General features: G+C 40.2%; 13 protein-coding genes and 1 riboswitch. Of the genes, 7 read left to right on the top strand and 6 right to left on the bottom strand.

Annotation, left to right across the window (positions count from 1 at the left end):
• Nucleotides 1-33: 33 nt before the first annotated feature.
• Nucleotides 34-930, bottom strand: a complete 897-nt coding sequence (locus C6348_RS10060; protein ID WP_142394261.1) for a hypothetical protein — start codon at nucleotides 928-930, stop codon at nucleotides 34-36.
• 189 nt (nucleotides 931-1,119) lie between these two features.
• On the opposite strand from C6348_RS10060, the gene C6348_RS10055 reads away from it, so the two are divergent.
• Nucleotides 1,120-1,671 carry a PadR family transcriptional regulator gene (locus C6348_RS10055; RefSeq protein WP_060597650.1) on the top strand — a complete coding sequence of 184 codons (552 nt, stop codon included), beginning with the start codon at nucleotides 1,120-1,122 and terminating at the stop codon, nucleotides 1,669-1,671.
• A gap of 4 nt (nucleotides 1,672-1,675) precedes the next feature.
• Entirely contained in the window at nucleotides 1,676-2,158 is a 483-nt protein-coding gene (locus C6348_RS10050; RefSeq protein WP_095285585.1) for a DUF4188 domain-containing protein, read from the top strand.
• Nucleotides 2,159-2,169: 11 nt separating this feature from the next.
• On the opposite strand, the gene C6348_RS10045 is transcribed toward C6348_RS10050, so the two are convergent.
• Nucleotides 2,170-2,793, bottom strand: coding sequence for an NUDIX hydrolase (locus C6348_RS10045; protein WP_106042865.1), 624 nt, complete (start codon nucleotides 2,791-2,793; stop codon nucleotides 2,170-2,172).
• Nucleotides 2,794-2,963: 170 nt separating this feature from the next.
• On the opposite strand from C6348_RS10045, the gene C6348_RS10040 reads away from it, so the two are divergent.
• Both C6348_RS10040 and C6348_RS10035 read left to right on the top strand, forming a co-directional pair.
• Nucleotides 2,964-3,170: a helix-turn-helix transcriptional regulator gene (locus C6348_RS10040; protein ID WP_034323321.1), complete on the top strand. Its 207-nt coding sequence runs from the start codon at nucleotides 2,964-2,966 to the stop codon at nucleotides 3,168-3,170.
• Nucleotides 3,167-3,847, top strand: a complete 681-nt coding sequence (locus C6348_RS10035) for a DUF3169 family protein (protein ID WP_060597653.1) — start codon at nucleotides 3,167-3,169, stop codon at nucleotides 3,845-3,847. The genes C6348_RS10040 and C6348_RS10035 overlap by 4 nt, the downstream gene beginning before the upstream one ends.
• Before the next feature lie 48 nt (nucleotides 3,848-3,895).
• Here C6348_RS10035 and C6348_RS10030 read toward each other — a convergent pair whose 3' ends face one another.
• Nucleotides 3,896-5,242, bottom strand: coding sequence for an amino acid permease (locus tag C6348_RS10030; protein WP_106042863.1), 1,347 nt, complete (start codon nucleotides 5,240-5,242; stop codon nucleotides 3,896-3,898).
• A gap of 162 nt (nucleotides 5,243-5,404) precedes the next feature.
• Nucleotides 5,405-5,484: riboswitch (glycine riboswitch) on the bottom strand.
• Nucleotides 5,485-5,745: 261 nt separating this feature from the next.
• Between C6348_RS10030 and C6348_RS10025 the strand changes: the two genes are divergently transcribed.
• The 3 genes from C6348_RS10025 (at nucleotide 5,746) to C6348_RS10015 (ending at nucleotide 9,303) form a co-directional block, all read left to right on the top strand.
• Nucleotides 5,746-6,768 carry a LacI family DNA-binding transcriptional regulator gene (locus C6348_RS10025; protein ID WP_106042862.1) on the top strand — a complete coding sequence of 341 codons (1,023 nt, stop codon included), beginning with the start codon at nucleotides 5,746-5,748 and terminating at the stop codon, nucleotides 6,766-6,768.
• A 432-nt stretch (nucleotides 6,769-7,200) separates the two neighbouring features.
• Complete coding sequence (locus tag C6348_RS10020) at nucleotides 7,201-8,382, top strand: MFS transporter (protein ID WP_106042860.1); 1,182 nt, start codon at nucleotides 7,201-7,203, stop codon at nucleotides 8,380-8,382.
• Nucleotides 8,383-8,400: 18 nt separating this feature from the next.
• Entirely contained in the window at nucleotides 8,401-9,303 is a 903-nt protein-coding gene (locus C6348_RS10015) for a shikimate dehydrogenase (protein ID WP_034660559.1), read from the top strand.
• 39 nt (nucleotides 9,304-9,342) lie between these two features.
• Here the strand turns inward: C6348_RS10015 and C6348_RS10010 are convergent, their stop codons facing one another.
• The 3 genes from C6348_RS10010 to C6348_RS10000 form a co-directional block, all read right to left on the bottom strand.
• Complete coding sequence (locus tag C6348_RS10010) at nucleotides 9,343-10,536, bottom strand: MFS transporter (RefSeq protein WP_106030719.1); 1,194 nt, start codon at nucleotides 10,534-10,536, stop codon at nucleotides 9,343-9,345.
• A gap of 324 nt (nucleotides 10,537-10,860) precedes the next feature.
• Nucleotides 10,861-11,340, bottom strand: a complete 480-nt coding sequence (locus C6348_RS10005) for a YxiF family protein (protein ID WP_106042858.1) — start codon at nucleotides 11,338-11,340, stop codon at nucleotides 10,861-10,863.
• Between the two features lie 146 nt (nucleotides 11,341-11,486).
• Nucleotides 11,487-11,738, bottom strand: a complete 252-nt coding sequence (locus C6348_RS10000) for a hypothetical protein (RefSeq protein ID WP_106038349.1) — start codon at nucleotides 11,736-11,738, stop codon at nucleotides 11,487-11,489.
• Nucleotide 11,739 lies beyond the last annotated feature (1 nt).

Raw genomic sequence — 11,739 nt, 5'->3', positions numbered from 1 at the left:
GTCTCAAATGTCCTATCTGACTTGATTATTATCTTATTTTTTCTTTGCTTTTTTCTTTGCGGCATTTTTAAATGCTTCTTCTTGCTTTTGATATTGTTTCTTATTCACAGCTTTTAGCTTCATTTTTTCATTCTTTTTCCAAAACGGTAACTCAATATAGGAAGCTTCTATATCAGATGATCCTATCATCTTAGACAGGCCACCCTTTATTTTTGGTGTGGGATATACCCAAAAGTTTTTAAAACCTGTGATTCCAACTGCTTGATATTTTTCTTTTTTCAATGGCTTACTTTTCTTCCCTGTGGCTTTAGAAATTGTAATAGCCCCTGAAAAATCCCCTTCAAAAACGGCTTCTTCGATATCAAGGAAAATTTGATATGAATTGTTTTTTGCTGTATACAAATAGCCGTAGGCTTTATTTAAATTGTCTGTGTATTTCCCTATGATCTCGTAGTAACGGTCTTCTGCTGTATCCACGTACTCATCATAGCGCTTATCAATGGCTTTTTTGTATTCTTTTAATTTCTTCTCATCAACAGCTTGATAGCGTTTACTTTTCTTTGCCCCTTGCTTTTTGACCATGAGGTCTTTTCCAGAAAAATAAATGTCATATACGATTGTTTTCTTCTTTTGTTGGATTTTAAGTTTGTATCCTTTTTTCGTGGTTTTCCCCGTTAGTTTGTATTTTGTTTTCACCATAAAAGGTTCAATTGGATCAACCTTAACACCCTTACCGTTTAGGTAACCAGTGACCTTGCCTTTCTTTTCAGTTACCTTCAGCCAACTGACATTGTCCTTTGTTTTATAGGCATATGCATAAGATTGATTCAGTGATTCTTTTTTAGCAGATGCTTTGTTTCCTCCAAAACTTCCAACACCAATCAATAGTGCAACGATCATGAACAATATTCCTATGTTCCTCAACTTCATTTGTACACCCTCCATTCTTTTATGAATAGATGCGCAAGCACTTTACACATCAAGTATATATTACCATATTTATGATTTATCTCCTGTATTTCAAAAATATAAATCTATCAATTATTATTTTCTTGCTTTTTATTCATTTCAAATTTATTATATATCTAATTGATATATCTTTTAGATAGGTGTGCTGATATGAAAAAATACAATGATACGACGTATGCAATTTTAGGTATTTTAACGACAGATTGTAAGTCAGGGTACGAAGTGAAGCAATTAATTGATAAGAGCTTGCATCATTTTTGGAAAATTAGTTATGGACAAATTTATCCAGCTTTAAAGTTTATAGTCGAGGAAGGTCTTGCTGAGGTTTCACCCGCTTCTACGTCTGGTCGCTCAGACAAGCGGGAATATCATTTGACTGAAAAAGGGCTGAAGACGTTAAGGCAGTGGTTAGCGCAGCCGCTCGATCAGTTACCAACAGAACGAAATGAAGTGTTATTAAAGTTATTCTTCGGTCAATATCTTTCGTTTGAGAAAAAGCTGGTGCTTCTACAGGATTATGAAAGGCAGCTTCGTATCCGTTATAAGACCTATGTTTCGATTGAAGAAAACATTCAAGAGCTTTATCCAGATGAAGCGGATGCGAAGTATTGGCTGTTTACTTTAGATTACGGAAAAAGAGTGGCTCAAGCAGGAATTGATTGGTGCGTGGAAACATCCCATTTGATGAAAAAGGAAGGGTAAATGAATGAAAAAAGACATACGTGCTGGCAGGTTTACAACAGAAAATTCTGACTCGATTGTTGTGTTCATCATCGGCATGCGGATCAACAAACGCTGGGCGGTTCATCAATGGCTGCCTGTGTTCATGGCGATGCCTGGCATGATCAAAGAGCTGTATACCCATCAAGATGAGCTTGGTTTCCTCGGGACAGAGAATTACTTTGGCTTACGCACGACAGCGATGATCCAATATTGGAAATCAACAGATGACCTCCTTGCCTATGCGAAGATGGAAAAACATTTGGCGGCTTGGAAGAACTTCCATCAGAAGGCTCAGAACAATGACGCAGTGGGCATTTATCATGAAACCTATCAAATTCAAGCCGGCTCGTATGAATCCGTCTATATGAACATGCCTTCCTACGGACTGAGCCAAGCGAGAGCACCTATTCCAATTGGTAAAGGAAAACAAACAGCGAAAGAACGGCTGAAAACAACAAATTCCTAGAGAGCGAATCTCTAGGAATTTCTTTTTGCAACGGTCACAAAATGCTTTAATATGCGGGCTGTTAATCCCCAAATGGTGTAGTTTTCATAATCATAAAACCATTCCTCTATCGAACGGCTCCCCCAGTGGTACTTCGCACCATTCATGATTTTTTCATAAGGGAAATCCTCAGCTGGTGTTGGCTGAACGGATACATGATGTAAGTACGGCTCATATTGGCTGAGCCATGATAGAGGCACGGTAAAGGTCTCTTCTACTTCTTCTTGATTGAAGGAGTGTTTCACTTTTTGTTCATCAATGATCCCGACATATGGGTAGACCACGAAGGATGGAGAAGCAATGTAAGGACTGAGCTGTCCAAGAATCTCCACCGATTCTGGTGGAATACCCAGCTCTTCATGTGTTTCTCGCAGTGCAGCTTCCTGTGCTGTTTCGCTGCCGTCGAGTTTGCCACCAGGGAAGCTAATATCACCCGGCTGTTTTCTCATGGTCAGCGATCGCACCTCAAATAATATATGCCATTCCCCGTTTACTTGCACCAAAGGGACAAGGACCGCAGCTTTGAACGCTGTCTCCTCTCCAATAAATAACGGTTGTGATTGATGTAAGTCATTTTTTAATTGGTCAATGAACACGGACATCACCTGTTTTCTGTTTCTCTTTCCTTTAGCGTATCATGGTTCACCTTTTGATTAAAGATGATCTTTCTGACAATTAATTTTATCAATTTGACAACTATACTTGTCAAATTGAATACAATGCTTTACAATCAAAGAAAGATTTCGATCAAAGTTGAGGTGACAGAATGAAAAATCGGCTAAAAGAGCTTCGTGCGCGTGATGGGTTGAACCAAACTGAGCTTGCAAAGCGTGCAAAGGTTTCTCGTCAGACCATCAGCTTAATGGAACGAGATGAATTAATGCCGTCTCTCTTGCTCGCTGTTAAGCTTTCACGAATTTTTCAGGAACCCATTGAACGTATTTTTCTATTCGAGGAGGATGAACTCACATGAAAACTGTATACAAAATGCTCTTAGGTGCTCTCCTTGGCTTTCTCGGCGCTTACTGTCTGCTGGCAGCCGAATTTGAGATGACACTTCTTGATGTTGCATTCGAAGCGACTCTTGTCATCAGCGGATTGACGATTCTATTGATTATTTATTGTTTTTCAGGGATTTCACGTATGAAAAAAAGAGTATCACTTTCGGTATCTGGTGATGAGGAGGATGAACTGGAAGCAAAACAGTATCGAACCTTTACTGATTTGACGTTAGCCAATACGGTGAGTACCATTTTGTCCATTATTGCCATCGGTATGGCCATCGTAACCGAGCAGCCTATTTGGCTGATTCTGGTCAATGTTACTTTATTTATCGTCACCATTATCAGTTCTTATGTAGCGATATCCGTTCTAAAGCTTGTCTACCCTAATCGCAACCTACCAAGCCCATCTGACAAAGATTATAGTAAAAAGCTGCTCGCTATTTCTGACGAAGGTGAAAAGCATGTGATGCTTGGCGGACTGTTTCACACATATCAATTGATGAATATCCTGTTGATCGGTGCCATGTTTATTTTGATTGTGTATTCCCTTGGGGCCAACCACTCTCAGCTCTTCTCAATCATGGTGATTGGACTTGTTTTAATCATTTTGAATGCAAATTATATGTTCAGGATTAGAAATCGTTAAATGAACAAAAGCACAGCCTAATGCAAAGGCTGTGCTTTTTTCCGTCCATTATGACGCACGGCGTTTCTTTCGTGCATAAATCAATAATAAGAAACCAAACCAAACCGGTGTTAATAAGAGCGCCGGACGTGTTGCATCCGCAAACAGCATGATCACAAGAATGGCAGCAAAGAGCACAAGAACACAAATGTTCACAAAAGGTGTGAACGGTGCTTTAAAAGTAGATGCCGCATGCAGTTCAGGCCGTGTTTTTTTATATTTCAAATGGCAAATTAAAATAATACTCCATACCCAAATGAAACAAATGGCGCTGATGGTTGTGACAATACCAAAGGCTTGTTCGGGAATCAGCTTGCTTAAAAGAGCACCGACCGATACCACAATCGTTGAAACGAATAGTGCATTACTTGGAACAGCGTGCTTGTTCAGACGTCCAAAGGAAGCTGGTCCCTGTTTTTGATGACTGAGATTATATAAAATACGGCTTGTCGAGAACATACCGCTATTACAAGCCGAAGCCGCAGACGTCAAGACAACAAAATTAATAAGTCCCGCTGCTACTGGTATCCCAATCAGCCCAAATGTTTTTACAAAAGGACTTTCTGATGCACTGAGCTCAGTCCATGGGTTGATACATAGTAAAACAAAGATGGCACCCACATAGAAAAATAGAATTCTTAAAGGAATTTTATTAATCGCAGATGGGATGTTTTTTTGCGGATTGGCTGTTTCTGCTGCAGATACACCGACCAGTTCCACTCCCACATACGCAAAGATTACCATCTGGAATGACAGTAAGAAGCCTGTGACACCATGCGGGAATAGTCCGCCGTGTGACCAAAGATTCGTTATCGTCACCAGCCCGGCATCTGTTTGAAAACCAATGATTAAAAGGACAATTCCAACGCCGATCAATAATAGAATCGTAATCACTTTAATGAGTGCAAACCAAAATTCCATTTCTCCGAAAAGCTTCACCGTTAATAAATTAAACCCTAGTAAAATCAACAAACAAATGATGGCAGGAATCCATTGCGGGATGTCAAACCAGTACTGCACATACACCCCGACTGCAATGACATCCGCCATCGCTGTCATAATCCAGCAAAACCAATACGTCCACCCTGTCACAAAGGAAGCCCAAGGACCGAGATAGTCCTCTGCAATATCGGTTAATGACTGATAGCCCGCCTTCGATAAGAGTAATTCACCAAGTGCCCTCATGACAAAAAAGATCGCCATTCCGACAATTAAATAAGCAAAAATGATCGATGGACCTGCCAATTGAATGGCCTTTCCAGAGCCTAAAAACAGCCCAGTTCCAATGGTTCCGCCAATTGCAATCAACTGAACATGGCGGTTTGATAAATCTCGTTTTAATTCTTGTTGTTCCAATGCTAACGCCCTCCTACGACACGATCTTATACTGAAATAATGAATCCTCAAAAAGTCCATAAAAAAAGAGATTGGATGCGCTCCAATCTCACGGTCATAAAAGAATAGTAAAATAGAGAAAAGCAATACACGGCGTCATCCATGCATTACAAATACAATATTTCGTACTCTTCTGTCCTTTTGCCTGAGATTGTGAACCCTTCGGCGCCGCACATACATGCGGTCTCTCCAGAAGCTGCTCCTGCCATAGTGTGACCCACAGCAATCATAGCCTTAGTTATTTACTTAAAATGTTGCTATTTCTGAATAATTTCATATTTTACGCCTCAAGAAGAAAGCTGTCAATGGAAATCTTTTATGATTTCTGTCACTCTACCTGACATCACTTCATCAACACCCCTCATTAAGGTATAATAAATCAAAAGATGTTCGGCTCGTTTGATGGAGAAATCCATCCTGACCATGAACCAAGTTAGGCAATCCATTGAAGTTGGTGAAGATAAATGAAAAAAATGAACAAACAGCGTGTCACATTACAGGAAGTCGCCCGTCATGCCGGTGTATCGACTTCAACGGCCTCACTCGTTGTTCGAAACAACCCAAGAATCTCTGAAGCCACTCGAAAAAAGGTCCTGCAATCTATGGAGGAATTAGGATACGTGTATGACCGCGTCGCTGCTAACATGCGGTCAAAAAGTTCAAATATTGTAGGTGTGATTGTCACGGATATTTCAAACACGTTTATTTCTGAGTTTTTAATCGGCGTGCAAACCACACTTGAATCACTGGGCTATACCGTTTTACTTGGGACAACCTTTGACAGTGTCGATAAGCAGGAACGGCTCATTTCCACCATGGTAGAGCACCGAGTTGGCGGGATCATTTTAAACCCAGCTTCGAAAAGCTCTGCTCGGACGGTCAAACAATTAAATCAAATTCGCACCCCAAAAGTACTGGCAAATCGTGAATTAGCAGATGTGCATTGTGACTATGTCGGTGCTGATTATGAACAAGGCGCTTGGATGGCGGTCCATCATCTTCTTCAAAAGGGACATCGGCGCATTGCCTTTTTAGGCGGCATCAAGACCTCCTCGACTTGGATCGACCGAATGAAAGGGTTCAAAAGAGCCCACGACGAGGCAAACCTAACAATTGATGAATCTCTTATTATTGATATGGAACCGACTCGTGAAGGCGGGAAAGAAGCACTCGCCCAAGTCATCGATCAGCCCGATCCTCCTACTGCTATTTTTTGTTTTAGTGACTTAGTTGCGTTTGGGGTCATTCAAGGACTGACATCACGTGACATCAAGCCTGGTGAAGATATCGATGTAGTTGGATTCGATAACATCCCTGAAGCGGAAATGTATCACCCGCCGCTCACCACTGTCTCTTCATTCCCACGGTCCATCGGGGTAAAAGCAGCGAACCTTTTATATCATAAAATGAACGAGCAGGATGAAGAGCTGCAGCGATTGATCTTAAAGCCTCAACTTCATATCAGAGAAACCTCTACCTCATCGTGAAAAGGAGAATTGTGTACAGCAATTCTCTTTTTTTATTGAGCAAGTCAATCATTTCTTTGTTTCATTTTTCTTTTTTTAAATCACAAAGTCATAAACTTGACACATTTTAAACACAGGAGTATATTTATCTCGTTGCTTCTTTTAGTATATCGTTATACCTACTTCTGTGTATCGTTGTTTTTATTCAACATCAGTTAAAAGTGGACTTTTCTGATTCTGATCAAATTATGAAGATTCACTTTCTTATCAAGGCTGTTTTTATTTTTATATTTTAGTAGAACGATGCACTTAATTGAAGAACAGATGAATATTCATTATTTTACATCAATCACATAAGGGGTGTTGTGATGGGCTTTATGTACATTCATAGAAAGAACAACCGACATACAAAGAATTTAACCCTAAAAGGGTTGCAAATATAGGAGTGGGAACATGAAAAATCCTTATATTAAATCATCACTCGGCATGTATTTAAATTACTTCATGCTCGGCATGATCAATATCATTGTAGCGTCCAATATGAATAGCTTATCTGAACGCTACCATGTGGATATTACGAAAATCAGCTTGCTTGTATCGGCGATCGGAATTGGTAAACTGATTGCTCTCTTTTTCTCTGGCCGGTTAGCAGACCGCTGGGGACGTAAGCCTGTCATTATTACAGGGAACTTTCTTTACTTATTATTCTTAATCGGTATTCCAACGACAACGAATTATACATTGGCATTTATCTTTGCAATTTCAGCCGGGATTGCAAACTCATTACTTGATTCGGGAACATATCCTGCTTTGACAGAATCGTTTCCTAAAAAGGCAAGTTCAGCTTCTGTTTTAGTGAAGGCGTCCGTTTCAATTGGAGCGACTGTTCTTCCATTTATCTTGGCGTTCCTTATTGCACATGACATCTTCTGGGGCTGGGCGTTCTTTGGACTAGGACTTCTTTATTTACTTGTAGGGATTTACTTGATCTTTATGCCGTTCCCGAACCATAAGCAAGTCTCTTCACAAGATGACCTTCCAGTGCAGGAACAAATGAAGGAAGAACCTAAAATGTTGGGTGAAGGCTTAGCCGTCGTGCTCATGGGATTCACGTCTACTGCATTGTTTGTCGTATGGCAAACGTGGCTTCCACAACTCGGGTTAAAATTGATTGGGCTTGGCACAGGACAAGCGACACAGCTTCTTTCTTATTTTAGTATTGGTGCCCTTGTGTCAGTTCTACTGCTCTCAATTGTATTAGATAAATTCATTTCGCCGATTATGGTCGCAATCATTTATCCAGTTGGAGCATTTCTTGCCATGCTTTCACTATTTCAAATTGAAACGTATAGCATTGTCATTGTCAGCACCTTTTTCTTAGGATTATTTACAGCAGGGATCTTCCAGCTGGCGATGAGTATTATGATGAAATTATTCCCTACAAACAAAGCAACGGCTTCATCATACGTCAACATTGCGGCAAGCTCAGCGTTTATTCTTGTGCCGCTCATTACAAGCGGTTTGGTCAGCACGTACGATATTAAAATGACGTTATTTTTCGATATGATCATTGCGGTTATTAGCGTATTGTTAGCGGTCTTTGTTCTTGGACGCATGAAAAAATTGTTTAGATAATTAAAGGAGATGTCAATCATGACAAACATACATGAACGTAATATTGATGGAAAAACAAAATTAGTAGGCCTTCTTGCTACACCAATCGGACACAGCCTGTCACCACGTATGCATAACCTTGGCTATACACTAACAGGAATCAACTACGCTTACCTCGCATTTGAAGTAGGGAATGAGGAACTAGAAGCAGCTGTCAACGGTATGAAAGCAATGGGTGCAGCTGGGTTTAACGTTTCTATGCCGAACAAAATGAAAGTGCTAGACTACTTAGATGAACTAGATGATTCTGCAAAATACACACGTGCAAGTAACACCGTCGTAAACAAAGATGGCAAACTGATTGGCTACAACACAGATGGTCTTGGTTACGTGAGAAACTTGATTGAACATGGCGTTGAATTAGCTGGACAAAAGGTCACACTAGTCGGATCTGGCGGAGCTGCAACACCGATTGCCATTCAGCTTGCACAATCAGGTATTCGTGAAATTAGTATTTTTGCTCGTAATGATCAATACTTTGTTCAAGCAGAAGAAAATGTAAATTACATCAACAACGAAATGACATCATTTGGTGTCAAAGCGAACATTTTCCCACTTGAAGACAAAGACGCTTTCCGCCGTGAAGTAGCTGAAAGTGCAATCTTAGCAAATGGGACAAGCCTTGGCATGAAACCACTAGATCAGCTCAGCATCATCGATGATACGCTTGATGTCCTGCGTGAAGATTTAATCGTGACAGACGTCGTATATAACCCGCAAAAAACAAAGCTCCTTGCGCAAGCACAGGAAGCTGGTGCCAAAACCATTAACGGTCTTGGCATGATGCTATGGCAAGGTGCACTTGCTTACAAACTCTTTACTGGTGAAGATATGCCAGTTGATCAAGTAAAACAAATTCTTTTTGAAAATGACCGTTTCTAAACAAAAGAAAGACGACTTCCTAAGCGGAGGTCGTCTTTTTTATTCATGGACCATGATTTGGCGGTATCGATACAGAATATACAGTGCACCGATAATAGCGACAACTGCCACCACCGCATCGAACAGAAAGATTTGTAAAATGGTCGAGTGACTTTCAATTAAACCTGTTACGACCGGAATGACAATAGCCGACACCCCGCCGGCTGTTGAGATAATCCCTGTCATCGTTCCTTTGTTCTTCCAGAAGAATTCAGCCATCACCGTTAACGTCAGCTGAAAAACACCGGCTGTTGAGAATCCCAATACAAAGGCATTGACAGTTCCGATGACTGGGGATTTCACGACCAATAGTACACAGATGGAGACAAGTGTAATGATTGGATAGATCAGCAGCACAGTGACTGGACGGACAAAACGTCGCAAAAGAAATGCGAGCAATAAGACAGACAGCAGCCCGCCCATGCTATAGTAACTAAGCAGCTTCACAGCACTCCCTGAAGCCATCCCCAATATGGTCTCACCGTAAGTAGGCAGCCAAATTTGCGGCAATGCATACAGCCCATTTGATGTAAAGCTGATCACAATGAGTGCAATCCCTTCTCTCCAAAACGTAGGCTCTATCGAGAAGCGCGGAAGTCCGTCATGCTCCGTTACCTGGACTTGCTCCACCTTGCGATGATTCGGAAATGGCAAGCTCCACAGCATCAAGACATTCACAAGATAGATCAGAGCAGGAACAAAAAATGCCATCCCATAAAACAAATTATGCTCTGCTAAAAAGAAAATCGCCAGTGGTAGGATGGTTGCCCCAATCGAGATAAAGGCCTTCACCATCACATTCGCAGATCCCGAGTTTTGAGGAAAAGCCTCCATTAACGCTGGATACGTTCCTGCATCCATCGCCGAATTCGCCACCCCTGCCAAAATCGCAAACGCAAACGCAATTTGATAATTCGGAGACAATGGGATTCCGATGAGAAACGCCGCCATCAGCACACCCGAAACCAAAATGACCGGCTTTCGCCCAAAACGATCTGACAGCACGCCCGATAGACCATACGTGAGCACCCTGCCAATGCCGAGCGCCGAAATCATATAACTAATTCCCGCACTATTGGTATCTAACTGTTTGATTAAAAATGGCATATTTGAAGCCAAAATAATATTGACCATACCTAATAAAAAATAATTGATATAAAGACTAGAAGCCGTTCTCACATACGGATTTCTCATCCTGACACACCCCTCAACACCATCGCAATGAAGTGACAAATAATGGTTACGCTTACAAGATCTCATATGTGAGGAAGAACAGCTTTGCAGCCTTCACGTTCATACATCTCATCATGTCATGCAGCTCACAGCTTACATGCCCTTCATGTATCAAGCATTTCTTCAATTTTTCACTCTCTTATTTTATATGAATGTGAAAGGTAATGATAGTGAATTGCTTAAATTTGAGAGAAAATCATCGATCAAGCGTATGACTCCATCGATAGAAAAAAAGAGTGGCTAATTCCACTCCCTAAAAGATGTGTCAACTCTATTCATAGTTAATTATTCTAGCCCCCAAATACTTAGCTCATAAAAATATTCCGTTCGCTCTATGCATAACCCAAAACAAAAATCCTCTGCGACTAAAATAAAATCCCCGTATCCACTTGAAAATTTCGTTTGCTCAAGAAGCTGGTTTAAATGGCTGAAAACTTCATTCAAGTTCAATAAAACCGCTTCAATTTCATGCTCTCGAAAAAATATTAATCTACCTTGTGTAGGAGTTACTTTCACCTGGCTGACCATTTCCTTTAACATGTGTGTAGACTTCTCAATATGCTCTCGATAGTGGTTTCCGTGTATTTGAATTTTATCTTCTCTCGATTGAAGGAAAGTAAATACCTTCTGACAATATAATTGATTTTCTTCTATATCTAAAAATGGATTTTCTGGCAGTGTCATATAGCTTAATTCGTTCATTAAGTGTTTTCTTCTGCTTTTTCTTTTTAAGGTTTCGATTTTTGGTTTTTGGTTATTATTCATAAATTTACCTTTCTTCTTAATGTATACAATTAAGAATTTTACCAAAACTCTGGTCAAAGCAGCACTTACCACTGTAACCAAGCTAATTTTGCTTATCTAAATAAAAAACTTGAAAGGATTCTACCAATCAAGTTTTTTTATAACTTCTAAGATTCAAAAGCTGTTCTTTCAGGAAATATGCCACCTTCTCTTACTAAGCATACTGCCAATCTTTGAGCCGCTCGATCAAAATAAAATTCATTGGGGAGATTTAAATCTGGTAAGCTTTCTAACTCTCTAAACTTCCTTGTAATTTTACTTAACTCAATTTTCCCCATTGTCTCTTCATTAGGCCCAAATTTGTAAACTACAGTTTTTTCATCTTCATATTCCTTCAATAATAAAACATACGCAGCCAAT

Origin of the sequence: Bacillus sp. YBWC18 (genome assembly GCF_002998775.1) — a bacterium.
GTDB lineage: Bacteria > Bacillota > Bacilli > Bacillales > Bacillaceae > Bacillus.
Note: the sequence above shows the minus strand (reverse complement) of the source record. Positions and strands in the feature narration are given on the sequence as shown.